Raw genomic sequence first — 26,703 nt, 5'->3', positions numbered from 1 at the left:
TTGGAAAATTGCTTGGATAAGTCCAAGCATTTATTTTTTATTCAACTTTTGCACCAAACGAATGAGCTAATTGAATTGCCTGTGCAATGTCAATTCGTGTTCCTTTTAAGTTTAAACTTTTTAAATCAATTCCATCTAAGATGGCACCTCTCAAGTCAGCTCCACTAAAAGAAACTCCAGACACGTTTGCATAAGATAAATCTGCATTTCTTAAATTAGACTTTTCAAAGTTACAATTATATAAGTCCGATTCCTTAAAGAGTACACCGGATAGGTCACATCGTTTTAAATGATGGTTTCGTAAAAAGGTATAGGACCAATCTCCACCTTTAATGGAAACACCGGAAAGATCCGCTTCACCAAATGATGACCCGGTCATTTTGCAATCCTCAAATATGGAAACGAATAGATTAGCGTTTTCAAAACGACAGTTAAGAAATGCGGACCCTTTATGGGTTGAACTGTTCATGGTTGCGTTTTTGAAATCGCACTGATCAAATAGACAATGATGGGTGTTAACTTCTTGTAATAAAGCATTTTTGAAGTTGCACTGAATAAAACGGCAGTTATTAAGTTTTAGGACGGGTATTCGTTGATAGCTAAAGTCTTCTCCAATAAATTCGATTTTTGTCCAATCGCCCAAAGCTAACTTCTCCTTTTCTTTGTTCTTTAATAAAATATACAATAATCCGACTAATATGAACAGCCCCGAAGCATATATCGAGAGAGTAGGGTTAGTGTAAAAATTAAACGTCGGCATATGATCGCGGACGTTTTTATAGTTAAAAATCTTTTATATTGAGGTTCCTCGCTTCAAGCTGTTGCACAAGTGGTTCAATTTGATTGATAATTTGGTGTGTTTGTTGAGCCGCATTTCTTTAGCTTGGTTGTTTTCAGTCAATAAAAAATGCCACTACTTTCCTCAGGTCAGCTAAGGTTGTTGACAGAAGAAGGTCAACAGTCTTTTTCTGCCGAATTGGAATAGAAAATATTATTGATTAACTGCTACATCAGTAATGCAAAGGGGTTTGTGAATGTCTGATACAGAGATTTATTTATCAGCGTTGGTAGGTCAGGCCATTCTTTGCGCTGTCGTCGATCTATAATAGTGCAAAAAACACTGGGGATCGACGACGGTTCTCATTTTATTTTGAAATTATTTATCTATATTAGGTAAGGTGTATGGTATATTTAGTTGTGATAGAAGTCATTTTTGTGAATCTATAGGGGTTTATGAATTACCTATGAGGTATTGAAACCCTGGGATGATTCATCCGTAGTTGTATTGAAAGGAACAGTTTATGAGCTACCTATGAGGTATTGAATCACTATTTTCCCTCTGTCATTGTTTCATTTGTTTGTTGTTTTCGAAGTACTGGCAGAGGTTGTTCATTGTCGTAAGAAATCAATCAATGATGTATCTAGATAAAAGAAAAACCACCTGTAATTCTACAGGTGGTTATCATGGTTAGATGATGTACAGGTGAACCAGTTGAATAAAATGCGCCAACTTTCCTCAGGTCAGCTAAAACGATGTTGGCCAGAAGGATTCCCACCATTCTGCCCAAGATGAGTTTGCAAGAGTCGTTAGAAGTGACCAAGATCTGCAGCATTGCAGGATTAATCAAAGAGCGGGGCCACCTGATCACCGAACGCCCTTTTCGTTCACCTCATCACACCATCTCCACTGCCGGCTTGGTGGGTGGGGGAACCGTGCCAAAGCCGGGGGAAGTGAGTTTGGCTCATCGCGGCGTGTTGTTCCTCGATGAATTGCCAGAGCTCTCTAAAACCGTGCTGGAAGTGCTTCGCCAGCCCTTGGAAGACCGCGAAGTTACCCTTGGCCGGGCCCGTGCTGTCCTGACATTTCCTGCTGAGCTGATGCTGGTAGCGAGCATGAACCCTTGCCCGTGCGGTTACTTCGGGTACGAAGAAGACCGCTCCTGTACATGTACTCCGCATCAAGTGAGCCGCTACCGTTCTAAAATCTCCGGCCCGTTGCTGGACCGCATTGACATCCACATCGAAGTTCCCAAAGTGGATTTCAAGACATTGAGCGGCGCAGAAACAGGGGAATCCTCGACTGCCATCCGCGACCGGGTCAACCGTGCTCGCGAGCGACAAGCCCGCCGTTTCCAAGGGAAAGAACACAGCACTAACAGCACCATGAGCACGGCCGACATCCGCGAACACTGCGTCTTGGACAAAGAATCACGCCAATTGATGAAGCAAGCCTTCGACACCCTGGGCTTAAGTGCCCGTGCCCACGATCGCATTTTGAAAGTGGCGCGCACCATCGCTGACCTCGACGGAGCGGAGCAGATCAGCGCTGCCCACATCGCCGAGGCGATCCGTTACCGGGCGCTGGATCGGAAGATTTGGGAGTGACAGGGAGAGAATTGGATTAAGATATGTTTTTACCTTTATTATGATACAGTTCTCATAATTAGTTGGGTATGTAGAGAGGGAAATGGGGGGCGGGTGCAAGAGGAGAACATACCCCCTTCCACAAATAGCGGCGGTCTGACTCCTGAAATACTAATAGAACAGGTGTTTTATCCTTACTTTTTTTATTGTAGGACTCACATATCTTTAGAAGAAGGAAGCCCACTTACGGTCGCCCATGTACCGTGTCAACGTTAACGGCGCATTTGTTGTGACTGTATATGAAAGCAAGATTGCTGATGTTGTAACGGTAGCCGTAAGGACCCCTGGCAAAAAGAATAGATGTTTTCTTGCGTGATATAAATAGAAAACCCCAGCGTTTTGCTGGGGTTAAGACAAAGTTTTTATTTACTTTTTTTCTATGTATTTAGCATCCATCTGAGGAATCGTAATTTCCCAACCGGCTTGGGATGTGTAGCTTTTTGGAAGTAACATTGTTCCATAAACCGTGACTATATCATCTTTCACTGCATCTGTTGTCCCTGTGTAGTTAACCCATACTGCATCATTAAAGTTCCATATATCATACCCCATATAAGTGACTGCGATCCGCATGATACCCACGCCTGATACTTCTTGGATTTCAAGGATTTTTCCTTTGAACTTCACCTTTTGACCAACATATTTGTCTGGACTTTTTTCTATTTCTCCATATTTCACAGTTTTACATGAGTTTTTGAAGTCATCTTCTTCTTTTTTGAGTTCAGCTGCTGTCTTTTGTCTTTCAACTAATACAGTTTCTTTAGCATCTTCGAAACCTTTTTTTGACCCGACAAATTCAAAGCGATAAGTCAAAGGATAGGATGTGTCTGCTTTGTATTCAAATTGGCCAGCTTTAATCATTTTTAGTTCAGTTACTTTGCTACCGTCTTTAATTTTTACTGTTGCATCCTTTGGTTCAACGCTACCTTTAATAATTACCTCATTCTCTTTTGTGGTGATTGAGGTTGTCTCGAAGGTAAAGGACACTTGAGGCTTTGATGCAGGCTTAGTTGTTGATTGTGTATGCTCAACAGGAGGTAGTGAAGATGCCCACTGAATTAGTAGAATCAACCCGACGATAAACGCACTACCACTTAAAATGAACCAATTTTGTTTTTTTTGTTTCTTTACAAAATAGAGGTATGTGGCATAAGCAAGGATACAAAATGAACCAAGGATCAGCACAGTACCTTTTGATAAGATACCAAAGACCACAAAAGCAGCCCAATAGAATATTTTTTTCCAATTGTAATTGTCCATAGATTCCCCTCCTAACACGCTTGATCTATAATTCTAAATAAACATTATTTTTGTGACTTATTTAGTTAAAACGCCCCACCCGAAGCGCGAAGCAACGGACAGGGCGTTGGTTGTATTGGAGTTGCTCAGTTTTGGTGTGGTTGATCGAACCTGGTCTAATTAGCAGTTGTGTCACATGCCTGATTGATTTTATAACATAAGGATATTACGCTTGGGGTGGCTCCCCTTGGAATCGTTTCACCATATCTTTCACCTCCTTTCACTGAGTTTCTATGTCATCCTTGATGATCCATGGAGGAACATCTGGTTGGATGCCGATATTAGATAGGCGTTGGCGTGTTTCTTCAAAAGGTAGATATATTAGCTTTTTATTCGTGTTAAAATAACCTTCTTTTAAGATCCAAAAGACATCGTTTACCATCACAACACGAAATGATCCGCCGATTGAAGATTAAATAATTTCTAAATAAAAGGGGATTCGGATAATTGCCGAATTCTCTTTTATATTGATATTGGATAAAAAATGATGTGTATATTGCATATAAACATGTGTTGATCGGTAAATATCTGCGATACAAAGTTGATTAAAGCGATAATAAACATAATTATATTTGGATGAATATCAAGAAAAGTATATATACTTAAATTGTAGTTGCAACGCATGCTTTTCAGTTGCTATCTACACAAAACATTGGGGGGGGTAATTGAAATGCCAGAGCCACCTGACCACTGATGTAAAAGAAAAAAGGCGCACCACTGCGCCGGGATCTTCGTAGTATGAATTTATCTGGCTACTACCATATGTACAGGATGAATCTGTTTAAGTTCCTTCTTATAATTAACCTCAACAGGAGCCAGTGGAGCTGGCACATTTGACCAAAGCCAATCTGCAATTTCCTCTGAATCTTCTACATTGCCTACAAAATTGATTCCATAGTAATTAAAAAATGCGCGTTTAGCCTCTAATTCTTCCTTGTAGCGTACATCTGCAAAAAATTCACTAGCAATAGGCGGATATCCTAAATACTTCCCAATGATTAATATTTCCTCTCTCGAATTCATTTCCACACCATTCATTTCGGCAATATAACTATTTTTCAATTGACTAGATGCAAAGAAGATGGTAGAGCCACCGTATTCATGGTCAATGAAGACGTTTGGATATCCCATTGCATGCAACTTAACGATTTCATTTTTCTCGTACATGTGCGACGCAAGAAAAGATGGTTTGTATCCTTGCAAAAATGCCGAATAGCCACCCATTACAATGCCTCCTAAGGAGTGATGATTAATGCCTGCGAAAGATTACACATGCCCAGAGTGTGGGGATCATTATCGAACTGAAGAAAGATCCCCGATTTGCCCCAAGTGCTCGGCACAAAAAGGGGAAAAAGTTTATTTGGAAGAAGATTGAAAAGCTATGACCGGGTTGTTTCCCGGTCTTTTTATTTTCTCTCCATTATGTAAATTTCCTGCATTACTAGCTGTGAAGAAAATAAAAAAGGGGTCGCACATGCAGCGTCTCCTTTTTTTAATACTCATAATCACTATGAAGATTTGCAGGCGCTTCGGGCTCGGACTTTGTTTCTGTTTGTGGTGTTTGTGGGAATGATTGCGACGGATTGGAGGGAACAGGTGTAGAACTTCCACTGTACCTTTGTTTTGCTAGTGCCGCAAGCTCTGTCCAATTATAATCTTTTGAAGGGAGAGGGATGGTCAGCTGGATCCCTCTCGGCTCAATCCCTAAATCTCTATATTCCCCTAACTCCACCAAATAAGAGAAAAGGAGTTCATGAAAAATGCCATTTGCATTTACAGCTCGCCGGTTGACAAACTCCCAGTTTCGGCGTTTTAAAACCTCCATGTAGTGCTTCTCTTTGAAGTGTGTCTTTTACGCCCAGTATATAAACAACTTCATTATAAGTCATGCCTTCCTTAATCTGATTAAATGCTACTAGAGTTATTTTTAGCATTATTAGGGTGTGTGTGAAAACTCTAAATAATGGTATTTTCTTAAGAAGTACACATCAAGAGGAGATTACGCACACGAGTCAGTATTGTTACGAAGTGTCAGACGAACAATGGGAACAAATCGAGTGTTTCTTTCCGCCGTACACATCATGATGTCCTTGTCCACCTGGATCGATTACACTTATCTGGACAAAAAAATAAGGTTAGTTAAACTGAAACAAGGTCGGTTAAACTGACTGAAACCGGATAAGGAGAATCAAAATGTTACTGTTGAGTCCAACATTTTTTGCTCCCATCATCCTTCTTGCATGTACGATTGCCACTGTTGCGTCAGTATTTTATTTCATACTACGCAAGCCTAACGTAAAAAAAATTGCACAGTTTTTTCTGATTGTGATGATGGATGCGTTTTATATTATCACAGTTGCCCCTGTGTTTTTTAAATTGAGTCGTACGGTCGATGGGGATGTTAGCCCCTTTCACGGTAACTATATACCGTTTAAAACGATCACAGAGTACATAATGACAGGGAACAAAGTTCAGATATTCGGTAATATCCTGATTACTGTTCCGATACTGTTCTTGATCGCACTTTCCTTTCGAAAACTTACCTTCAAAAAAACGTTTCTCATTTCTTTGATTGTGACGCTATCAATTGAACCTATTCAACTCATCATCAATCTGGTGTTAAATTCATCTGCTAACATTATCGACATTGACGATTTAATTTTGAATTTAATTGGCTGCATGATGGGTGCACTCTTGGCTAAATTCATTCTATCTTTCGATGGAAAAGGAAAAAAATCTGACCGTGAAGCGGAAATCAGAGCAGAGATGGAAACCAAATAACCACAAGAGTTGGTTCCATTCATCAAAATGGAGATCTTCCCAGTTCTAAGATTTTTGTGTCGTTTCATAATACTAAGTGAAGTGAGTTTGGCTCATCGCGGTGTGCTGTTCCTCGATGAACTGCCAGAGTTCTCTAAAACCGTGCTGGAAGTGCTTCGCCAACCCTTGGAAGACCGCGAAGTTACCTTTGACCGGGCCCGTGCTGTCCTGACGTTCCTCGCCGAACTGATGCTGGTAGCGAGCACGAACCCTTGCCCGTGCGGTTACTTCGGGTACGAAGAAGACCGCTCCTGTACATGTACTCCACATCAAGTGAGCCGCTACCGCTCTAAAATCTCCGGCCCGTTGCTGAACCGTATTGACATTCACATCGAAGTCCCCAAAGTGGATTTCAAGACATTGAGCGGCGCAGAAACAGGGGAATCCTCGACTGCCATCCGCGACCGGGTTAACCGCGCTCCGCGCTCGCGAGCGACAAGCCCACCGTTTCCAAGGGAAAGAACATAGTACCAACAGCACCATGAGCACGGCAGACATCCGCGAATACTGCATCTTAGACAAAGAATCACGCCAATTGATGAAGCAAGCCTTCGACACCCTGGGCTTAAGCACCCGTGCCCACGATCGCATTTTGAAAGTGGCGCGCACCATCGCTGACCTCGACGGAGCGGAGCAGATCAGCGATGCCCACATCGCCGAGGCGATCCGTTACCGGGCGCTTGATCGGAAGTTTTGGGAGTGACGGGGAGAGAATTGCATAAAAATATGTTTCTTACCTTCATTGATATGGTTCTCATAATTAGTTGGATATATAGAGAGGGAAATGGGTGGGGGCAGGGGGAGAAAAACCCCCTTCCACAAATAGGGCATACATTCAAGAGGAGAAAGTATTATTGGAAATAGCTTTAATAATAGAATCACAATTAGAAACAGAGTTGGACCATATCTTCAAGGACAAAACCGACATCGCGCATTGGTTTACAATCTTCTTAATGCTGACCGTACCATCGTAATCAAAGGTAAAACCATTGCTGAAATGGGAACACATGAAGAATTGATGCAAAAACAGTTCGTCTATTATCAGTTGTTTACCGACCAGTTGCAAGGTTCGCTGATAAGTAAAAAAGTACAGGAGGATTTATGAGACGAGTTTATCTTGCCATTAAATATCACGGTAAGGGAGTCGTGCAGAAATGTCCTTCAGGCAAATATGATCCCTTTACTTTAGTTTTGTTTGGCAAATGCAGTAAGGTTTTTTATAATAAAATGTAGTAAAGTCCTTGAAACACCTTACTCGAACACTATCATATACTCGGGAAGCAAATTAATACTGAAAGTTTAATGCAATTGGAGGGGTTTTGAAGCCTTATTCAATTTGTTGAAAGCCTTGAAATAACTAGGTTTTTCTTATGTGACTTTATAGGGTTATCAATTAACTATGTGGAATATGAATTTGTTTGGGTGGCTATTTTTTGTTATTTGCATGTTATGTTATCAATTAACTATGTGGAATATGAATAAAGTCATACAGCATTTTGGCGGCGGCCACTGTACCGGTTATCAATTAACTATGTGGAATATGAATATTCGTTGTAGTCTTTGATCGTTCCCAGTCCGGGGGTTATCAATTAACTATGTGGAATATGAATGCCAACCCGCTTCTGTGCCCGGCATGGTCGATGGGTGTTATCAATTAACTATGTAGAATATGAATCGTCGTAAAAGCGAGACCATTTGTGGTGTAGGTCGTGTTATCAATTAACTATGTGGAATATGAATTCGCTTCACTCATAAATGCCCACGTGCGAGCAATGGGTTATCAATTAACTATGTGGAATATGAATGCAAAACAGACGGGGAAAAGTCGGTGCGGTCTGGGAGTTATCAATTAACTATGTGGAATATGAATGGATGAATGGGTTATTTTTGGCGATAAGCGGTATTGTTATCAATTAACTATGTGGAATATGAATGGATGAATGGGTTATTTTTGGCGATAAGCGGTATTGTTATCAATTAACTATGTGGAATATGAATATCCAAGCGGTTTGACGAGCCGCTGCGTCAAGTAAAAAGTTATCAATTAACTATGTGGAATATGAATTGTCTTCCATCAGAAGGATGTGACCGACCTTACCAGTTATCAATTAACTATGTGGAATATGAATTCAAAGAAGCGTGTTTTCAACTTGTATCCATGCTGAAGTTATCAATTAACTATGTGGAATATGAATAAATGAAGCCCTCAAGGGCAAGTACCTCGCCGATATGTTATCAATTAACTATGTGGAATATGAATTTTAATTTGAACTTCTGGGCTTCATCACCATACCAGTTATCAATTAACTATGTGGAATATGAATTTAGCCGCCTGCTGGCTTTGTGGGAGATCGCCTGTCGTTATCAATTAACTATGTGGAATATGAATTAAGGTGCTAAACATGGACGAACGAGATGTGGACACCGTTATCAATTAACTATGTGGAATATGAATACAATGGAAATGGAAGAAAGATGAAAAGACCAATAGTTATCAATTAACTATGTGGAATATGAATCTGGTTGGACAGTTGGAACCAATGGAAACGTTGTTCGTTATCAATTAACTATGTGGAATATGAATATATGGAGAACCGAAGAAAATCGAAGCCGGCGGCATGTTATCAATTAACTATGTGGAATATGAATAGATACGCTCTAGCATAATGACTTGAAAAACACCATGCGTTATCAATTAACTATGTGGAATATGAATCGCAATGGAATGTGATTGGGAAACTTTAGAACTGAGTTATCAATTAACTATGTGGAATATGAATTATAAAGGGAGGTACAAGCTATTGGGGAAGGTAAAAGCGTTATCAATTAACTATGTGGAATATGAATTCCGCCATGCTTCCATGAAGAAGTCATGGTGTCTCGTTATCAATTAACTATGTGGAATATGAATATGCAAAAATACTCTGCGACAAAGGCGGCTGCATTAGTTATCAATTAACTATGTGGAATATGAATTAGAAACCCATCCCTTCTTGTTAGACTTCCGTACCGTTAATAATTAACTATGTGGGTTGTGAATACGCGACGAAGGAGCGAGGGAGGGATAGCGGAGTCCGTTAATAATTAACTATGTGGGTTGTGAATAGTGATCACATCGACCCGTTTCGCAAGCAGCACTTGGTTCTGTATTCAAAATGTTTAAGAAGAAACTCTCTCCGTAAGCACTTCCATCGCCGTGTCAGCCGCCTTTTGTTCTGAATATTTTAACAAAAATAAAATCCTGCTTATTATGCGTGTTTGATGAGTATACAAAAGAGAAAATCAATGGGGTTATCATAGACATTGTCAGTTTGCAATTATTAAATCGAAAACTTACAGCGGTGGTGTTTCACCGCTGTTTTTGTGTTGGACACGAAAGTAGCTTAAATATAAACTAATGACCCACCGAAAATGCAGTAAACCTCAAGTTAGAAAAATCAGCAGATGAAAATGCAAAAAAAGTCTAGTCATATCAAGGTATTGATGAATATCCCGTTAAAAGAGGTTCACTGCAAAGTTGTTATGCAAGATAAAATAAGTTAATATATAAATTGTTCAGAGAGGAGGTAATTATGAGAATAAAATGTTCATTTACTTGCGAGGAACTTCCCCGTTCTTATCGAACGATGTTTGTAAGTTTGATTAAAAAAAGTTTGGAAACATCCAACGAAAATTATTTCAAGCAACTTTATTTTTACCAAGACAAGGCGAACAAGCGAACTAAGAACTTCACCTTTTCAGTCCGACTTAAGGATTACGAGCTAATTGAAGATCAATTTAAGGTGAACGGCCAGGTTGATTTATTTATTAGTTCACCTGATCAAGAATGGATGATTTATTTTTACAACGGACTACTGAAACTCAATCGGTTTGAATATCGCCAGTTCTGCCTTACGAAGCAGAGTGTGTACATGCTGAAAGAACCGGATGTGACCCGTACCTATTTGCTATGCAAAACCATGTCCCCCATATATATAAAAGATAAAAATGGACAAGCTCTCTCTCCCTACGATCAGTCATATGCGAATGAATTCCTTTACATATCTGATCTCACCTTGACGAATTATCGTGGAGTTGGATTGCAATCTTCCCTTCGCTTTGTGCCGATTGAGATGAAAAAAAACATTATTAAAGAACCGATCACAAAGTTTCAAGAGCAAACACAAAAGCCTTACCTACTGATAGAAGGGTATAAAGGAACTTTTCTCTTAGAGGGGCATCCTGAAGATTTAAGAGATTTGTATCAATTAGGGGTTGGTTTTCGCCGGAGTTCGGGTTGGGGCATGCTAGAGGTGATTGACCGATGAAACATATTTATTTGGATGAGTGGTTTGTCAATGCGGGCATTCTTGGATTTAAAAAAGTATTAGATCATTATGCAGAACCTTCCCAATATCAGGTTGGCCGTCATTCTATAAAATTGGACCCATCTTTATTTGAAACATTTGCCCCTCATTTTTTTGAGGTACTAATTCAAAAATATAGCAAACGTGAGCAAGACCGGATTCGTCTCGAAAAACACCTTGAATATGCCCGTAACTCTACTTATTTCTCCTCTAATGTAGAACGAATTTCACATACGATCAAGTTAACAAAAGGGAAACTGAAAAAAGCACCATTTGCTGAGGGGATACTTGAGCATGTGGATCAATTGTTAGATGGTATCAAGAAACTAAAGAAAGAACCTGATCATGGTCAGCTGAGCCTGTATGTGAGTCAATACCTAGACATCTTATCCCATCCGGATGTGCATGACTTCTTGACGATTAACTATATACGATCAGTGTTGGGGGGACTCTTCGGTCAACCGAGCTTTTTAAATCCAAGTTTCAAAGGGACAAAGCAAGACTTTATTCAAAAATTCCATGCTGATTATGTTCAACCAGTCATTGAAGAGTGTCAATTTCTAGACTGGTTGCAACTAGTGCCAAGTGTTCAATTGCTTTCTCAGTTAAAAGAAAAAAAGAAAGACAAATCGCTATCCAAGATACAGAAAGACTTGACAAAAGTAGCTATTTTTCAGGTTCAAAGTATTGGAAGAGTGATCCCTTGCTCTGTGCAATCTGAATGGATGGGGTCCATTCGCTTTGAAGAGATGATGTTTTCTCCATTGGGATTAAGTCTGAAAAACGAGAATATTAGCTGGGACTCTAAAGGAACTCCACTGATTTCCTATATGACTCGTTTATTGCTGTTTTGCTCAAGCATCGCATTTACCTATTACCAAAAAAAGATTAGTAATAGTAGGCTAACTGATCAGGAGTATGTATCTACTTATGCCTTTGTGAATTTGGATGACTCTATTCAGAACTTGGAACATGCAAATGCTCAATTTGAATATAAAAGGGATTCAGACAACCCATATTCAGAACTGGTCTATGACTTACTCTTATCAACACAGGAAGTTGCTACTTTCTCTTTACAAAATATATTCTTTGTCGAGTTATCCAATGAGGGGAAAAATAGCAAGTTGCATTATTTTCATGTTCCCAAAAAGCTGGCACGCTTTTTTAAAGATGAGGCACTGGAGATTAGAAAGATAAAGGACAAGGGTTTTAAATATCTTTTCATTGATGAAATATTAAAGCGAAAAGATCCCATTCATCTGATCGCCAATCACCTACGTAATCAGATACAGCAGGAGAAACCAGCCAAAGATTGTTTAGAAGCTCTTTTGTCTAGAAGACGACTACATTGTCATTTAAGGAGTGAAGGAACCTTGCCAGACAAGAAACTAAAATTTCTATATATGGAAGGGATGAATGTTGCAAAGCGTTTTCGGGATGAAAGCAAGGAGAATCAACTACAAGGTATCTCTTATCGTTTGCTGAATGCGTGTAAAGCCGGAAACCGGCAACTATTTATGGATATATTAATGCGCATGTATATGTCCTCAAGACGCGAGATTCCCACGCTTTTTTTAAATGTATTGCATCAAAAAGACTTGGACTTCGTAGAAGTGGGTTATTCTTTCCTTTCCGGCTTGCAAGCGAAATCGGATTCAAGAGAAAAATTAGAGGAGGAAAAAGCAAATGAATAAGGGTTTGACATTAACTATGATCTTTCAAGCCAATTCATTGAACTATGGAGAAGGAATGGGAAACATTTCAGAGCTTAAAAAGTTTAGCCGAGGAAATGGTCAAATGTACACGTTTGCTTCCCGTCAAAGTTTGCGTTATGACATTGTTCGCTTAGGCCATGAATTGTTCAACTGGAACTTGCAGACGGTAAGCAATGATGAAGGAACTATTCAATTTAAAAAAGACGCGACAATTGAAGATTCGGAAGAGATGGATCTTTTTGGGTATATGAAGACTGTGAAGGGGAAAAGTGCTCTCACCAGGGAAGCCGTGGTTCGGGTTACACCAGCCATTTCGTTAGAGCCATATAAAAGCGATATGGACTTTTTAAATAACATGGGCATGGCGCAACGAATTGGCGAAAGCAATAACTTAGCGAACATCGAACAACACCATAGTCTGTATACCTATACCGTGACTATTGATTTGTCGAAGATCGGAGAAGATGGGCCAGTCTCTCTATCACCAGATGAAAAAAGCAAGCGAGTCACTCATCTGTTAACTATTTTGAATTTATTAAATCGTCGTATTCGTGGTCGCCAGGAAAATCTGTCTCCGTTGTTTATTATCGGTGGCATATATGCTGTTTGTAACCCGTTTTTCTTAGGGCGCATTCAGCTTCGTCCTGAACATACTGGCTTTGAGTTAGACACATCTCTCCTTCAAGACGGCTTAGAGAAGAAGTTTTTCGTTCATGAAATCAAGCATCATACCCATATCGGCATGGCTTCAGGTGTTTTTAACAACGAAGAGGATCTTTCTGGCATGCTACCATCTAAACAAGTGCATTCCGTTCAAGGAATGTTTGACTATTTAATTGATAAAGTCAAATCTTATTATCTGGTGGATGAATATGAAGGCACTACAAATTAAGTTATATCAAGAGACGGCAAGTTACACTAAACCGTTTGCGTATAAGGTGGGAGAAACCTATCCTCTCCCACCCTACTCGACAGTTATCGGGATGCTTCATCGATTACTAAAAGCAGATGCCTATCACGAGATGAAAGTGAGTATTCAAGGAACATATGAGGATAAATGCATAGATTATCGCAGTAGTTACCTTTACAAAGGAAAAGAATTAGGCAAATCTCCACTGAATATTCATTTGCTTTATGGCGTTCATTTGCTTCTTCATATCCATGCTGATGAGGGTTTATTAGATCAGATTGATGGCCAGTTTAAGCAAAATCAAGAGTTTCTAAGCTTAGGACGAAAAGAAGATCTTGTACGATTAGATGAAGTCAAATGGGTTGGTATAGAGCGAGAGGATGCAGATCAACACCACACCTTGTTGCATGATATCTATGTGCCTGTATATTATTTGCAAAATGAGGACACTAGTGGAATTCGCTATAACTTGAATTCCAAATACCAAGTGATAAATGGGATGCGTGTGTGGGAGAAAGTACCTGTTCTCTATTTAACAGAAGGAGATCATTTGGAAGAAGAGCAATATTGGCGTGATGAAGAAGGGAATGTTGTTTATTTTCACACCCCATTGTAATGGGGTGTTTTTAAAGGCAGGGGATTGACATGTATGCGAAGTCACAACCAGTGGAAACGATTATGGAACATACACAAGCCCTATTGACTAACTATGATGTGTTACGGGAAAAGTATCCTGATCTGTTAACAGACCGGCAGTGGCTTTTGTTGAAAATTGCTGTCCAATATCATGATGCTGGTAAAGTATATTCACGGTTTCAAAATATGATCAGAAAGCAGCTAGGTCTTTCTTTGCTACCCTGTTCAGTGGATCATGATATCCCCCATAACTTTTTGTCGCCCTTGTTTGTACCTATAAAAAAATTGCGCAAAGAAGTTGGCTTGTCTGTAGAAGAGGAGCGGGTTTTACTTCAAGCAATTGCTTATCATCATGAACGGAATAAAGATATTCGGCAACTAAAGGATGCTATTCTGGAGGTGATTAATCAGGATTTACATCCAAATATGAAGGATATTCAATCCTGCCTTGATATGCCCTTACCTGAACGATTAAGTACACTGCAATTAGCAAAAGTAAACAAACAGATTGATTATCGAGATGCAAATTATCTAGATTATGTGTTAATAAAAGGATTACTTTTACGGTTGGATCATGCGGCAAGCGCTCATGAACCTATTGAACTTCATTCTTCTTATGATGTTAGTGAATATGTGAATAGTTATTTAAAGGAAAAAGAAGGTTTACGTCCTTTACAGGTTTTCACACAAGAAAATCAGGATCGAAATTTGGTTCTGATTGGGCAAACGGGGATGGGGAAAACGGAAGCTGCGCTGTTATGGCTTGGGAAAGGGAAAGGTTTTTTCACCTTGCCCCTCCGTGTAAGTTTAAATGCCTTGTATGAGCGAACCAAGGATGTTAAAAAGATAGCATACGTGGATGCAAATCAACGACCTATTGCAGGGCTTCTTCATTCAAATGCATTGGATTTTTTATTCAAAAATCAGGAAGACAGCGAAGAGAATGAACAGTCACTTCACGACCTAGAGCAATCTTATCAACAAAGTCGTCTATTATCCCGTAAATTAACGTTTTCGACGATCGATCAAATACTAACATTTCCATTCTACTTTAAAGGTCATGAAAAATGGTTAGCCACTTTATCTTATTCCAAACTTGTTATTGATGAAATTCAGGCTTACTCCCCAAGAATTGCGGCTGTGCTATTAAAAGGAATTCAACGGATTCATCAACTGGGTGGCAAATTTTTGATCATGACGGCAACTATGCCTACATTTTTCTTAGAAAAAATGAATGAAATGGGACTTTCGCTTGGAGGGGATTACCTTTATGAAACATTTACAAATGACTTAATTCGGCATCGAATCAGTGTGGAAGAAAACAGCCTATTGGATGCAGTAGAGGACATTGTGGATAAAGGAAAGCGAAAGAAAGTGCTCGTTATCTGCAATACAGTCAAACAAAGTATCAAGATGTATGAAGCTTTGAAGGATCAGGGTGTATCTTCTCATCTACTCCATTCCCAGTTTACATTAGGAGATCGTGCTGCTTTAGAGAAAAAAATCCTTACTTTTGCACCCAATGATTGTATGAGGAATCAGGAGTCAGGGATATGGATCACCACTCAAGTAGTAGAGGCATCGATTGACGTTGATTTTGATGTTCTTTATACGGAACTTTCTGTGCTAGACAGTTTGTTTCAACGTATGGGGAGATGTTATCGTAGTCGTTCCTATTCGGGTTTGGAGGCAAATGTATATGTATATACGCAGAACGTATCAGGTATTGGAGCAAATGCAGTATATCACCCTGAACTGTTTCAGTTAAGCAAAGAATTCCTTCTACCGTATCATGGGCAATTTCTTTCAGAAGAAGAGAAAGTGAATCTAGTCGCAGAAATGTACAAAACTGAGAGATTGCAACAGACTGCTTACTATAGAGAATTCGAAAAAGCTCTGAAAATATTGGAGCACCCTCCTGCCAATGAAATTGGGAGAAATGAAGCACATCAAATAATGCGTGAGGTTGACCGTGTTCAGGTGATTCCAAGGCAAAAGTGTGATGAGTTGTGGCCCCAATTTGAAAAATATGATGAATTAAAAAGGTTAGAATATCAAGCTCGAAAACAAAAAGACTGGGATCGCTTGAAAAAATATAAAGTAGAAAAGAGACAAATTTATTTTGAAATTGAGCAACAAGTGATCAGTATTCCTAGGTATCTAGCTAAAAATAAGGTATCTCCTCTTCCGTCAAATATCAGGCATTTGTACATGTACGATTGCCAATATGACTTTGATTCATCAAGGGTGACTGGAAAAGGGGTTGTCTATGATGAATATGATCCCTTTTTGTGAGGTGAGGTTCATTGGATTTTGATTCATTGAAGGTGCAAGGAACGAAAGTCAATTATTACTATATCTGCAAGAGGAAGTTATGGCTGTTTTCTAAGCAGATTACCATGGAACACACATACGATCGCGTATTGCAAGGGAAAGTGCTGCATGACGAAAGTTATCAATATAAGAGAAAAGAGTTTAAGCTGGATGATTTGATTCAATTAGATTTAATAGATAGTCAATATGTCGGAGAAGTGAAGTCAAGTCGGAAAATGAATCGAGCAGATCGTATGCAACTGTTATACTATTTGTTTTATTTGAAAAAAAGGGGGATTATTCGGAAAGGAAAACTTCACTATGTGAAAGAGCGCAGAGTGGAAGAAGTGGAGTTAACGCCAGAGATAGAAAAAGAGGTCATTTTGTGCCTTGAGGATATTCAACGTATTCTTTCGAACCCATCTCCACCTAAACTTGAGAAATACCCTTACTGTACTAAATGTGCATATTACCACTTTTGTTTTGTAGGAGAGTTGGACGAATGAGATCCTTTTATGTGATAAACAGTGGGCGCTTCAAAAGACAGGACAATACAATAGTGTTTATTGATTATGAAGAGAAGAAAAAAACCTTACCCATTGAGCAAATCAATGATATCCACATTTTCGCGGAAGTGGACTTTAATTCAAGCTTCTTCAACTTAATGAGTCAACATGATATTTTTGTTCACATGTATAATTATTACGGTTATTATTCAGGAAGTTATGTGCCTAGGAATAAACAGGTTTCTGGATATGTCGATGTCCAGCAGGCTGCGCATTATCTTGACGATGACAAAAGGATATATTTGGCTAGGAGATTTATAGATGGGGCAGTTCATCACATTTTGCGTAATTTGAGAAGAAAAAAAGAAAACACCGCATTGGCGATACAAAAAATCCTAGAAGAAAAGAGGATGTTGGCTCGGGTTCATCAGATTACTGAATTGATGGGAATCGAGGGGAGAATTCGCAAAATCTATTATTCGGCATTTAATGACTTATGCAAGAACCCCTTTTTTCGATTTGAAAAAAGAGAAAAACGTCCCCCTACTGATCCGATGAATGCATTGATTTCTTTTGGTAATGGGTTGCTTTATACAGATGTATTGAGAGAACTGTATAAAACAACAATAAATCCTACGATTAGTTTTTTACACCAACCAACCAGAAAGCGATATTCCTTGTGCTTGGACGTGGCAGAGATATTTAAGCCACTAATCATAGATCAATTGATTTTTTATTTGATCAATAATCGCATGTTAAAAGATACGCATTTTGATCAAGTGGAAGGTGTATGTTTTTTGAATGAGGATGGGCGGAAGTTGTTTTTATCTGAGTACGATAAAAAGATGAAGACCACTGTTAAGCATAGGAAATTGAATCGGAATGTATCGTATAAATCTTTTATTCGACATGAAGGTTATAAACTCATAAAGCATTTTATAGGCGATGAGGAATATAAGCCTCTGAAAGCGTGGTGGTAAGCTTGTTTGTCATTATCACTTATGACATTGAAGATAAGCGTGTTGCTAAGGTACACAAGATATTGAAAAAATATCTGGTTTGGACTCAAAACTCCGTGTTTGAAGGTGAAATTACAGAAGGTAAATTAAAGAAGTGTCTGGCAGAGATTAGGGGAGTAGTAAATGACCAAGTAGATTCACTGTATGTATATCAAGTAAAAAATCCGAAACAGATTCAGAAAACGGTATATGGACAGGAAAAATCCTTTGAAACCATGTTCTTATAATGGTGCAGTAAGGTTTTTTATAATAAAATGTAGTAAAGGTTTCGAGATATCTTACTCAAACTCAAACATATGCTCGGAAAGCAGATTAATATTGAAGGTTGCAATTGAGGAATTTTGAAGCCTTATTCAATTTGTTAAAAGCCTTGAAATGACTGGTTTTTACTTGTGTGATCTTATAGGTTATCAATTAACTATGTGGATTATGAAATCTTTATTTGAAACAAGACTAATGAATAGTTAACTAACTATGTGGATAAATTTATCGCAGTAAAGTTCTTTTTTTGAACAGAAGCAAAAGGCCTTAAAAAGTCTAGCTTGAGCACCAGTATCTATTCAAAAGGTAGATTAATACTAAAGGTATACTGCAAAAATAGTAAATAGAGAGTTTTATAAAATCGCTCAAAGCTTTGTGATTATTGGGCTTTTTGTTTATGTATGTATAGGGTTATCACTTAACTATGTGGAATATGAATTACTCAAGGCGTTCGGTGTGCGTCGCGGTGAAAACCGTTATCACTTAACTATGTGGAATATGAATATTTACAAGCGGAGCAGATACGACCACAGTGACAAAGAGTTATCACTTAACTATGTGGAATATGAATTTGAGCGACCATATATTTATCGGGGATTGGCACCGTCCGTTATCACTTAACTATGTGGAATATGAATGATGTTTTCTGCATACGGCAACATTGACTCCACGGTGTTATCACTTAACTATGTGGAATATGAATTGATGCTCACGGTTGTGACAGTCTTGACATAACAGCGTTATCACTTAACTATGTGGAATATGAATTCTTTCGCCCCGTGGGGATCGACGTGTTGACCTTGAGTTATCACTTAACTATGTGGAATATGAATTTAAAACGTTTAACGGTGTGCCCGGACAACGACGAAGTTATCACTTAACTATGTGGAATATGAATGACGATAGAAGAAGCGAAGAAAAGGGGGATCATGCCGTTATCACTTAACTATGTGGAATATGAATCTCGATCACGTGCAGCTCAATTGCTTTTGCGTGTGCGTTATCACTTAACAATGTGGAATATGAATTCCTTTGTCGAAATCGAATTTCCTGGCTTCTTCACGTTATCACTTAACTATGTGGAATATGAATAAAACGGCTGGATCGGCTCCTACTTATGCGGCTGCGTTATCAATTAACTATGTGGAATATGAATTTGCATGGGACAAATGGAATACGCCGTTATTGGGTTTCAGCAATAATCATCATTATGTCATATGTTCTTCGTGATCAAAAATTAAATGGAAGTAAATAGTAAGAGTAGAGATGGTCTTTTCATTGTAAAAACCATCTCACAATGTAGGAGCATGGCTATGATCCATATGGAGAAAGTAGAGTTAGAGCAATTGGATTTACCTTTTTCCCTGAAGGAACCAGTCAAATATGCGTTAAGTATATATTTTGAGGGAGAAAAGCAAGAAAAACAGCAAAACCTGATTTCTTTTATTGAGCTTCAAGATCAGTTTTTAGAGGAGAACATTTCGTATAAAACGATTAAGAGTAGGCATAACAAATATTATTTGATTGACGTGAATAATACATTTGTGAAGGAAGCGTTCACTTGGGCGTATGAATTAAGGAGTAATAATCAGTTTGTGGGATGGGCACCGTTTACAAACCGTTTTTTTGAGATGAAAGAAATCGAAACATCAACCCTAGGAATGTTTAAGAAGAAGACCTTCATTCCTAGTGTGAACTTGTCTAAGTGTACACCATTTTTTTGGATTGGGTTTGATGCTACTGAGGTATTGGCATTTGCAAAGGATGAAAGCCAATGACGATTCCATCTTAAATGAGATAGTTGGCATAAATCGCCCGTCTTTTTAGATGGGCTTTTTGTTAACGGCAATTTACTGATGTTTTGCTTGATACCGCTACGAAGTAAATGCTGAGTTTAAATTTATGTAGAAGTGATTGCATCCTAATGGAGGGGTGAGCATGAAAATATGGGAGTTAAAAGCCTCTTTGGATGAGTGTTTTGAATCATTACAGCTAGTAAATTTTGATCAAGCTTATGAAAAATACTTTAAGGAAAGAGTTAATTCCCTTACTCCATTAGCCGATGTCTGGGAAGATGTGAACGTATTTACATTAGAAGATGGGGAACCGAGTGATTGTCCAATATTTTGGGGTCATTCAGGTACCCTTGTTTTTAGTGACCGAGCTTTTAATGAGTTACAAAAGTTTTTAAAGGATAAAGTAGAGGGGTTGCCGCTGATTCATCCAAAGAAAGAGTATTTTGCTATACATGTTATGAATGCCATTGATGCGATCGATTATCACCATGCAGTTATCAGACAATTGAGTACGGGGTTGAAGGTAGGATTTGAAAGGTATGCGTTTATTCCAGAAAAAGTTAAGAATGAACACGTTTTTCGTATTTGGTTAGATGATCGAATTGGATTGATGGTCTTTGTATCTGATGAGTTTAAAGAAGCGGTTGAGTCCAAAGGATTGGTTGGATTTCAGTTTACTGAAGTTTGGAATTCGGGAAGCTAGTTTTTTAGATAAGCGATAACTGCTGGTTTAATTTTAGATATGGTATAGAAATGGGGATAGGTTTGTGAATATACGTCCGATTGCGGATGCTGATTTGTTGGAGGTACAGAGGGTAGCTCAAGTCACATGGCTTCATACTTATAAAGAAATCTATCCAGAGAAAGCGATTCTCGCATTTTTATCGCAAGCGTACTCATTAGATAGGCTGAGAGACTTGCTGAGAACAGACAGTAACAAGCTTCGTCGCCTGTTTTATGTAGTTGCTGATGAAGACTGCATCGTTGGTTATGGGGAATTAGTAGAGAGAGGATATGCTGAGTATGAATTAACTCGGATTTATCTTCTGCCAGCATTTCAAGGTAAAGGGATAGGTAAACGTCTTTTGAATCAATTGATCAACGATGTATTTCCCCTTTGTCGGTTGATTGCCTGGGTAGAAAAGGAGAATGGTGGTGGACGATCCTTTTATGAATCGATGCAGTTTCACGTGGAAGAAGAGATAGAAGATAACTTTTTTGGTACGGTGACTCATTTGTTGAAATATGTTCGGGATTGGGAGTAAGAATAGAAACAGAGATATTAAGGGCAAAATTTAAAGCCCTTCTTTTTTTATTTCTACTTAGATTGAAGGCATCTCTATTCAAGCAGACCCAAGCGTATATGTAAAAAAAGAGCCGCCTTGTTTAAAGCGGCTCCGGCATTTTTTATTCCGGACAACCCTGTCCCGATATACTAAAAACGGCGTTAAAGACCGAAGCAGTATTAAAGTGCTTTTTCTTCCTGCTTTGTTTGTTGGATTTGTTTATAATGGCGCACAATGTTGTACGCGACAGCGCCAGCCCACAGCAAGGCGACAATAAAATAGGCTCCATTTTGTACGGCATCGGAACCGATATCAAAGGCGCCAAATAATGTTTTGAGGTTCGTAATGATAATCAGTCCCCCAACCAACACACCGAGAATGGCGGCCGGAATCTTGCGGACCAACCAAGCAGCGATAGGAGCAGCCACTACTCCTCCCGCCATCAATGCCAATACCCATTGCCAATGAAACTGCTCCGGGCCCAATGAAATAAAAAAGCCAATTGTGGCGGCGGAGGCGATGGCAAATTCACTGGCATCTACTGAACCAATCACTTTGCGCGGTTCAAGCTCATTGCGCGACAGCAAGACCGGCGTTGTGAGTGGGCCCCAGCCACCTCCTCCTGTAGAATCAGCAAAGCCCGCGATGAAGCCGAGCGGAACAAGTAATTTTTTACTGGGTGTGAGGTTGGTATCGGCTTGGGTAATTTTCTTGGAATCAGCAAGCAAAAACCGCAGAAGTACATAAATACCCAAAGCAAACAAGAAAACGGCGATATACGGTTTAACCACATCCCCAGGCAAGTTGCTCAAAAAACAAGCTCCGATAAAGGCACCCAAGGAACCAGGGAGAATCAGGCGATAAACGGTTTGCTTATCCACGTTTCCAAAACGGATGTGAGATACGCCTGAAGCGGCAGTAGTGACGACTTCAGCCATATGAACAGAAGCAGAAGCAATCGCCGGAGAAACGCCGAATAGAAGTAAAAGTGAACTGGAAGTGACGCCATATGCCATCCCTAAGGAGCCGTCCACCAATTGGGCGAAAAGCCCGATGATGGCGAAAATGATAAGCCGTTGCATAAAGATCCTCCTTTAACGGACAATATCAATCTAATTACTCAGAATTAGATCATGATATGTTAGAGCGAATTCATTCCAACAGACATCCCGATAGCAAGTATGATTGGGAAAATTGCGACACAAGAAAATCATCTCAAGATGCCGTGTCATGCGATCGCCCTATGCATAAGGTATCGCTTGCTACATAAGTATGCTTTTCGATAAGCAACTCCACTATGTCGAGTCAATTGGTCGAGATATGATCCTGCTAAATCAATCTATTCATCAAGCACCAAAAAATTGCTTAAAGCATAAAACATACTTAATTGATATGAATTATTTGATTTAAAATAATCATATCCATCCGTTAACCGCCTGTCAAGAATGAGATTGAAAAGTGAAATCTTGCTTTTTACGCAGAAAAGGATGGGAGAGTATCCCATCCTTCTTTCAACTCGGCACCGCGTTGCGGGGAGTGGATTCGTTTCGTCTGCTTAATTTGCGGCACGGTGCACGTGCCTAAGCTGTGATTATTTTACAGGAATCCAGATTTTTGAGTAATAGTCTGGCTTGTAGGGATCGTCATCATCGTACACTTCGAGTTCGGGTGTGCCGGCCAGTTTAACCAAAACCATTTTCTCATTCGCTTCACGCGGTGGCGAGGCGCTCCTCGAGAAAAGGTTTTTCCGCCGCTTCTTCCCCACTAGACACACCCTAGAAAACATTGTAGTTGCGGGCGTGTGAGGTCAGAGTCAAAGCTGAATACGAGGATCTGCGATTGTGGGACCTCTTACATGATAGCACGTTGTATCCCCGGCGAATCGATCTCTGCCAGCCTGTAGGCATGACCGAAAGTGTGTGCATCAATGATGGATTTATTTAGAATGATTATTAGGTAATTTTAAATTGTAAGTTATATTTGTTATTATTTAATTGTAGTATGATTATTTGTTTGTTCGTGGAAGTAACTGGTTGCATGTCTGTTTTTAGGGTGTCATTAGCTGGCATGTTTGCAAGTCCAAACAAATGAATCTAAAGGTGGGTGTTTCCATGACGAAGCTGTACTTGGCGATGGAAAAGGATCTACTGGTGGTGGATGTGCAAGGGGAACGAATCACAACCAAGCAAACGTTGCAGGGAATGCAACCGATTTGTGTGACATTCGATCCTTTTCGGCCGGAGCGTGTGTACTGCGGCACCTTTGGTCGGGGACTGTGGCGTAGTGATGATGGGGGCGAGACGTGGGAGCCTTGCGGTTCACCTGGCCTCTACACGGAACCGCTGATGGGTCGGGGGATTAATCAGGCCATTGTGACGGCGGTCGCAGTCAGCCCCGTTCAACAGGCTAACGGTTACGGTGTGGTGTTTGTGGGAACCGAACCGACCGCTTTGTACCGCTCTGACGACGGCGGGGACAACTGGACGGAGCTGGAAAATGTCCGCCTGTTGCCATCGGCGGCCACTTGGAGCTTCCCACCACGCCCCCATACCAGTCACATCCGCTGGATCACGCCAGATATCAAAGAGGGGGAAAAAATCTATGTTTCCATCGAGGCTGGCGCTTTCATTCGCAGTCTGGACGGCGGCCAAACATGGGAAGATCGGAAGTTTCGCGGGCCTTTGGACACGCATACCTTGCTGACCCATCCAATGGCTCCGGGCCGCCTGTATGCCGCGGCGGGTGACGGATTGTTTGAAGTGGGGCGCGAATACCTGGAGAGTAAGGACGCCGGTCTGACTTGGGAGAGCAAGGCCGAAGGGCTTAAGCATCATTATCTTTACGGTATGGCAGTGGACCCGGGAAATCCAGACGTGATTATCGTATCGGCCTCGGTTCATGCGATGGAGGCTCATCATCTGCACCAAGTTACACCGGAATCCACCATCTACCGTAAAGAAGGAAATCAGCCGTGGCAGGAAGTGAGGGAGGGGCTTCCACCGACGGAAGGCATGGTGATTCCCATTCTTGCGGCTAATCAAGATGAGCCAGGCGTTTTTTACGCTTTGACCAATCAGGGATTGTATCGCTCGGCGGATACTGGTTTGACATGGCGGCGTTTGGACATCGACTGGAAAGAGGAGTATGAGCGGCAGCATCCGCACGCGTTGGCGGTGAGAGGATGAGGCAGTCATTTTCAGCACATCAACGCGATCTGTGAAGTTGGCCTAGATAACACTGGATCAAATAAGGAAGGCAGGTACCAATGAGGCTGCCCTATCTGGGAGGCAGCCTCATTTTATTTGCAAATAAGAATACAAGTAAAGAAGCGGCTTTTATTTAGTGGCAACAGTTGACACAACGGCGAGACCAAACTAAAATATCATTTGAGATCGAGAATCGTTATCAACAATTACAAGGGTGAAAATCGGAGATTGTGCTAAGAGTTCGCCGCATGACTGATTGCAACACATCAGGTGTTGTCTTTCAAGTCAGGGCGATTGGAGGGAGAAAATGTCCAGGCTTTTTACTGAGAATTTAAGAATAGCCTATGGAAGCCAAGATATCGTCAACAATTTGAACTTAACCATTCCAGATGGGAAAATCACTGCGATCATCGGACCGAATGGGTGTGGCAAATCGACTGTGTTGAAGACCATGGCGCGCATTCTTTCCGCAAAATCAGGAGCAGTGTTTCTGGACGGCAAAGATATTACGATGGAAAAAACGAAAAAGATTGCGCAAAAGATGGCGATATTGCCTCAGTCGCCGGACGCCCCGGAAGGGCTTACTGTGGCCGAACTCGTTTCTTATGGAAGGTTTCCATACCAAAAGGGGATGGGCAGGCTACAAGAAGCCGACTGGAAAGTAATTAATTGGGCTATGGAGATCACCGGCGTTTCCCACTTTAAGGACAGAGCGGTGGATGCCCTGTCGGGCGGGCAGAGACAGCGGGCGTGGATCGCTATGGCGCTAGTCCAGGAAACCGATATCATTCTACTTGATGAACCGACAACGTATCTTGACTTGTCGCATCAACTGGAGATATTGGAGCTACTCAAACATTTGAACGAAAAAGAAAAGCGCACCATTGTGATGGTGATCCATGACCTCAACCATGCGGCCCGTTTCGCGGATCACATCGTGGCTATGAAAGCGGGGGAATTGGTTAAAGAAGGGACAGCGGAGGAGATCATCACTCCCGAAATCCTTCAGCGCGTTTTTAACATCGATGTTGAAGTTGGCTTAGACCCGCGGACGAAAAAGCCGATGTGCCTCACATATGATTTGATCGATCGGTCTCATGTCGCAGTGATTGATTGATGTGAGGGAGCTTGGAGGAACAGCTTTTTTTTGAGGAATGATCGAGAATGATTTTTATTATTAAAACAAATTGGAGATGAGGGAAAAATGCGCATACATAAAAAACGAATGCTTTTCGGCATGATCATGATGGTTATGGCGGTCTTACTGGCCGCGTGTGGGGGCAACGCAGGTCAATCGACCACGGATTCCACATCACAAACCAGAACGTACCGTTCTGAACAAGGGGATATTAAAGTCCCTGCGAAACCGCAGAGAGTAGCTGTGCTGGCTGCGACTTATGCAGGAAACTTGCTGAAACTTGGCATCAAGCCAATCGCTGTCAATGAATGGCCGAAAGGAAACAAATTTTATGAAGGTCAGTTGGATGATGTGGAAGTGGTCACCGAAGATTCCGTGGAGAAGCTCTTGGCGTTAAATCCCGATTTGATCATTACCTACTCCAACGATAAAAATCTTAAAAAATATGCTCAAATCGCTCCAACGGTCGCGTTTACTTACGAAAAATACGACTATCTGCAACAGCATATCGAGATCGGCAAGCTGGTGGGTAAAGAAAAGGAAGCCAGAGAGTGGGTCGCACAGTGGCAAGAGAAGGCAAAAGCGGAGCGCAAAAAGGTTCAAGCAGCTATCGGTGAAAATGCCACCGCCACCGTGTTGGAAACGTTCGGCAAAGACATGTACGTGTATGGAAAAAACTGGGGTCGTGGGACAGAAGTCATCTATCAGGCGCTTGGCTTGAAACCGACCAAAAAGTTGGAACAGGATGTGTTCGGGCCTGGGTATAAAGCGATTTCCAAAGAGGTGATTCCACAATACGCAGGCGACTACCTCTTTGTTGGCCAAGGGGATGATTCGGCAGACAACTCGTTTATGCAAACCGATGTTTGGAAAGGCATTCCTGCTGTGCAGAAGAACCAGGTGATTCTCTTCGACTCCAAATCTTTTTATTTCAATGATCCGATTTCCCTAGAAAAAGAGATGGAATTCATTGTTGACTCCCTGACGAAAAGAAAATGACTTCAAAGTCTGATAAAGGATACATGCCC

At 40.6% G+C, this 26,703-nt stretch carries 24 protein-coding genes and 2 CRISPR repeat arrays; of the genes, 18 read left to right on the top strand and 6 right to left on the bottom strand.

Annotated elements, in window-relative coordinates:
• Positions 1–37: 37 nt before the first annotated feature.
• Positions 38–643 (bottom strand): pentapeptide repeat-containing protein, encoded by a 606-nt coding sequence (locus CLV36_RS10835; protein ID WP_181352992.1) that lies wholly within the window; start codon positions 641–643, stop codon positions 38–40.
• 890 nt (positions 644–1,533) lie between these two features.
• Here CLV36_RS10835 and CLV36_RS10830 point away from each other — a divergent pair.
• Positions 1,534–2,385, top strand: coding sequence for a YifB family Mg chelatase-like AAA ATPase (locus CLV36_RS10830; protein ID WP_106342682.1), 852 nt, complete (start codon positions 1,534–1,536; stop codon positions 2,383–2,385).
• A 405-nt stretch (positions 2,386–2,790) separates the two neighbouring features.
• Here CLV36_RS10830 and CLV36_RS10825 read toward each other — a convergent pair whose 3' ends face one another.
• From CLV36_RS10825 to CLV36_RS10815, 3 genes are all read right to left on the bottom strand, one after another.
• On the bottom strand, positions 2,791–3,684 hold the full coding sequence (locus CLV36_RS10825) for a hypothetical protein (protein ID WP_106342681.1): 894 nt from the start codon (positions 3,682–3,684) through the stop codon (positions 2,791–2,793).
• Between the two features lie 783 nt (positions 3,685–4,467).
• A complete protein-coding gene (locus tag CLV36_RS10820) occupies positions 4,468–4,947 on the bottom strand; it encodes a hypothetical protein (protein WP_106342680.1) in 480 nt (159 codons plus the stop codon).
• A 268-nt stretch (positions 4,948–5,215) separates the two neighbouring features.
• Positions 5,216–5,548 carry a hypothetical protein gene (locus CLV36_RS10815; RefSeq protein WP_106342679.1) on the bottom strand — a complete coding sequence of 111 codons (333 nt, stop codon included), beginning with the start codon at positions 5,546–5,548 and terminating at the stop codon, positions 5,216–5,218.
• Between the two features lie 368 nt (positions 5,549–5,916).
• Between CLV36_RS10815 and CLV36_RS10810 the strand changes: the two genes are divergently transcribed.
• The 14 genes from CLV36_RS10810 to CLV36_RS10750 all read left to right on the top strand — a co-directional run bounded on the left by CLV36_RS10810 (position 5,917) and on the right by CLV36_RS10750 (position 21,310).
• Positions 5,917–6,504, top strand: coding sequence for a VanZ family protein (locus CLV36_RS10810; protein ID WP_106342678.1), 588 nt, complete (start codon positions 5,917–5,919; stop codon positions 6,502–6,504).
• 87 nt (positions 6,505–6,591) lie between these two features.
• A complete protein-coding gene (locus tag CLV36_RS17530) occupies positions 6,592–7,011 on the top strand; it encodes an ATP-binding protein (RefSeq protein ID WP_219904907.1) in 420 nt (139 codons plus the stop codon).
• Entirely contained in the window at positions 6,935–7,246 is a 312-nt protein-coding gene (locus CLV36_RS17525; protein ID WP_219904909.1) for a magnesium chelatase subunit ChlI family protein, read from the top strand. The genes CLV36_RS17530 and CLV36_RS17525 overlap by 77 nt, the downstream gene beginning before the upstream one ends.
• A 682-nt stretch (positions 7,247–7,928) precedes the next feature.
• A CRISPR array of direct repeats spans positions 7,929–9,648; the repeat unit is 29 nt; unit sequence GTTATCAATTAACTATGTGGAATATGAAT.
• 467 nt (positions 9,649–10,115) lie between these two features.
• Positions 10,116–10,850, top strand: a complete 735-nt coding sequence (gene cas6 / locus CLV36_RS10800) for a CRISPR-associated endoribonuclease Cas6 (protein ID WP_102992779.1) — start codon at positions 10,116–10,118, stop codon at positions 10,848–10,850.
• Positions 10,847–12,583 (top strand): type I-B CRISPR-associated protein Cas8b1/Cst1, encoded by a 1,737-nt coding sequence (cas8a1, locus tag CLV36_RS10795; protein WP_106342677.1) that lies wholly within the window; start codon positions 10,847–10,849, stop codon positions 12,581–12,583. Before cas6 ends, cas8a1 begins: the two co-directional genes overlap by 4 nt.
• A complete protein-coding gene (cas7i, locus tag CLV36_RS10790; protein WP_106342676.1) occupies positions 12,576–13,496 on the top strand; it encodes a type I-B CRISPR-associated protein Cas7/Cst2/DevR in 921 nt (306 codons plus the stop codon). The genes cas8a1 and cas7i overlap by 8 nt, the downstream gene beginning before the upstream one ends.
• A complete protein-coding gene (gene cas5b / locus CLV36_RS10785) occupies positions 13,477–14,130 on the top strand; it encodes a type I-B CRISPR-associated protein Cas5b (RefSeq protein WP_106342675.1) in 654 nt (217 codons plus the stop codon). The genes cas7i and cas5b overlap by 20 nt, the downstream gene beginning before the upstream one ends.
• 29 nt (positions 14,131–14,159) lie before the next feature.
• Positions 14,160–16,445 carry a CRISPR-associated helicase/endonuclease Cas3 gene (locus CLV36_RS10780; RefSeq protein WP_102992775.1) on the top strand — a complete coding sequence of 762 codons (2,286 nt, stop codon included), beginning with the start codon at positions 14,160–14,162 and terminating at the stop codon, positions 16,443–16,445.
• A gap of 11 nt (positions 16,446–16,456) precedes the next feature.
• Positions 16,457–16,969: a CRISPR-associated protein Cas4 gene (gene cas4, locus CLV36_RS10775; protein WP_106342674.1), complete on the top strand. Its 513-nt coding sequence runs from the start codon at positions 16,457–16,459 to the stop codon at positions 16,967–16,969.
• Entirely contained in the window at positions 16,966–17,949 is a 984-nt protein-coding gene (gene cas1b, locus CLV36_RS10770) for a type I-B CRISPR-associated endonuclease Cas1b (RefSeq protein WP_102992773.1), read from the top strand. The genes cas4 and cas1b overlap by 4 nt, the downstream gene beginning before the upstream one ends.
• 2 nt (positions 17,950–17,951) lie before the next feature.
• Entirely contained in the window at positions 17,952–18,215 is a 264-nt protein-coding gene (cas2, locus tag CLV36_RS10765) for a CRISPR-associated endonuclease Cas2 (RefSeq protein WP_102992772.1), read from the top strand.
• Between the two features lie 444 nt (positions 18,216–18,659).
• Positions 18,660–19,405: a CRISPR direct-repeat array (repeat unit 29 nt; unit sequence GTTATCACTTAACTATGTGGAATATGAAT).
• 157 nt (positions 19,406–19,562) lie between these two features.
• Complete coding sequence (locus CLV36_RS10760; protein WP_106342673.1) at positions 19,563–20,027, top strand: hypothetical protein; 465 nt, start codon at positions 19,563–19,565, stop codon at positions 20,025–20,027.
• A gap of 160 nt (positions 20,028–20,187) precedes the next feature.
• Positions 20,188–20,748, top strand: a complete 561-nt coding sequence (locus CLV36_RS10755; RefSeq protein WP_106342672.1) for an imm11 family protein — start codon at positions 20,188–20,190, stop codon at positions 20,746–20,748.
• A gap of 64 nt (positions 20,749–20,812) precedes the next feature.
• Complete coding sequence (locus CLV36_RS10750) at positions 20,813–21,310, top strand: GNAT family N-acetyltransferase (RefSeq protein ID WP_181352991.1); 498 nt, start codon at positions 20,813–20,815, stop codon at positions 21,308–21,310.
• A gap of 200 nt (positions 21,311–21,510) precedes the next feature.
• On the opposite strand, the gene CLV36_RS10745 is transcribed toward CLV36_RS10750, so the two are convergent.
• Together CLV36_RS10745 and CLV36_RS17670 are read right to left on the bottom strand one after the other, a co-directional pair.
• Positions 21,511–22,413: a sulfite exporter TauE/SafE family protein gene (locus CLV36_RS10745; RefSeq protein ID WP_106342670.1), complete on the bottom strand. Its 903-nt coding sequence runs from the start codon at positions 22,411–22,413 to the stop codon at positions 21,511–21,513.
• Between the two features lie 509 nt (positions 22,414–22,922).
• The gene (locus CLV36_RS17670) at positions 22,923–23,096 is read right to left on the bottom strand and encodes a hypothetical protein (RefSeq protein WP_245888347.1); all 174 of its coding nucleotides are present in this window, start codon (positions 23,094–23,096) and stop codon (positions 22,923–22,925) included.
• 346 nt (positions 23,097–23,442) lie between these two features.
• Between CLV36_RS17670 and CLV36_RS10735 the strand changes: the two genes are divergently transcribed.
• The 3 genes from CLV36_RS10735 (at position 23,443) to CLV36_RS10725 (ending at position 26,674) form a co-directional block, all read left to right on the top strand.
• Positions 23,443–24,516 (top strand): WD40/YVTN/BNR-like repeat-containing protein, encoded by a 1,074-nt coding sequence (locus CLV36_RS10735; RefSeq protein WP_106342669.1) that lies wholly within the window; start codon positions 23,443–23,445, stop codon positions 24,514–24,516.
• Between the two features lie 328 nt (positions 24,517–24,844).
• Positions 24,845–25,654, top strand: a complete 810-nt coding sequence (locus CLV36_RS10730; RefSeq protein ID WP_102992766.1) for an ABC transporter ATP-binding protein — start codon at positions 24,845–24,847, stop codon at positions 25,652–25,654.
• A gap of 87 nt (positions 25,655–25,741) precedes the next feature.
• Positions 25,742–26,674 carry an iron-hydroxamate ABC transporter substrate-binding protein gene (locus tag CLV36_RS10725; protein ID WP_181352989.1) on the top strand — a complete coding sequence of 311 codons (933 nt, stop codon included), beginning with the start codon at positions 25,742–25,744 and terminating at the stop codon, positions 26,672–26,674.
• The last annotated feature ends 29 nt before the right edge of the window (positions 26,675–26,703 follow it).

Origin of the sequence: Laceyella sediminis, assembly GCF_003003125.1 — a bacterium.
GTDB lineage: Bacteria > Bacillota > Bacilli > Thermoactinomycetales > Thermoactinomycetaceae > Laceyella > Laceyella tengchongensis.
Note: the sequence above shows the minus strand (reverse complement) of the source record. Positions and strands in the feature narration are given on the sequence as shown.

Coding starts and splice junctions, on each gene's coding strand:
- CLV36_RS10830 (WP_106342682.1), top strand. CDS start 1,534: ATGTTGGCCAGAAGGATTCCCACCATTCTGCCCAAGATGAGTTTGCAA.
- CLV36_RS10825 (WP_106342681.1), bottom strand. CDS start 3,684: ATGGACAATTACAATTGGAAAAAAATATTCTATTGGGCTGCTTTTGTG.
- CLV36_RS10820 (WP_106342680.1), bottom strand. CDS start 4,947: ATGGGTGGCTATTCGGCATTTTTGCAAGGATACAAACCATCTTTTCTT.
- CLV36_RS10815 (WP_106342679.1), bottom strand. CDS start 5,548: ATGGAGGTTTTAAAACGCCGAAACTGGGAGTTTGTCAACCGGCGAGCT.
- CLV36_RS10810 (WP_106342678.1), top strand. CDS start 5,917: ATGTTACTGTTGAGTCCAACATTTTTTGCTCCCATCATCCTTCTTGCA.
- cas6 (WP_102992779.1), top strand. CDS start 10,116: ATGAGAATAAAATGTTCATTTACTTGCGAGGAACTTCCCCGTTCTTAT.
- cas8a1 (WP_106342677.1), top strand. CDS start 10,847: ATGAAACATATTTATTTGGATGAGTGGTTTGTCAATGCGGGCATTCTT.
- cas7i (WP_106342676.1), top strand. CDS start 12,576: ATGAATAAGGGTTTGACATTAACTATGATCTTTCAAGCCAATTCATTG.
- cas5b (WP_106342675.1), top strand. CDS start 13,477: ATGAAGGCACTACAAATTAAGTTATATCAAGAGACGGCAAGTTACACT.
- CLV36_RS10780 (WP_102992775.1), top strand. CDS start 14,160: ATGTATGCGAAGTCACAACCAGTGGAAACGATTATGGAACATACACAA.
- cas1b (WP_102992773.1), top strand. CDS start 16,966: ATGAGATCCTTTTATGTGATAAACAGTGGGCGCTTCAAAAGACAGGAC.
- CLV36_RS10760 (WP_106342673.1), top strand. CDS start 19,563: ATGATCCATATGGAGAAAGTAGAGTTAGAGCAATTGGATTTACCTTTT.
- CLV36_RS10755 (WP_106342672.1), top strand. CDS start 20,188: ATGAAAATATGGGAGTTAAAAGCCTCTTTGGATGAGTGTTTTGAATCA.
- CLV36_RS10745 (WP_106342670.1), bottom strand. CDS start 22,413: ATGCAACGGCTTATCATTTTCGCCATCATCGGGCTTTTCGCCCAATTG.
- CLV36_RS10735 (WP_106342669.1), top strand. CDS start 23,443: ATGACGAAGCTGTACTTGGCGATGGAAAAGGATCTACTGGTGGTGGAT.
- CLV36_RS10730 (WP_102992766.1), top strand. CDS start 24,845: ATGTCCAGGCTTTTTACTGAGAATTTAAGAATAGCCTATGGAAGCCAA.
- CLV36_RS10725 (WP_181352989.1), top strand. CDS start 25,742: ATGCGCATACATAAAAAACGAATGCTTTTCGGCATGATCATGATGGTT.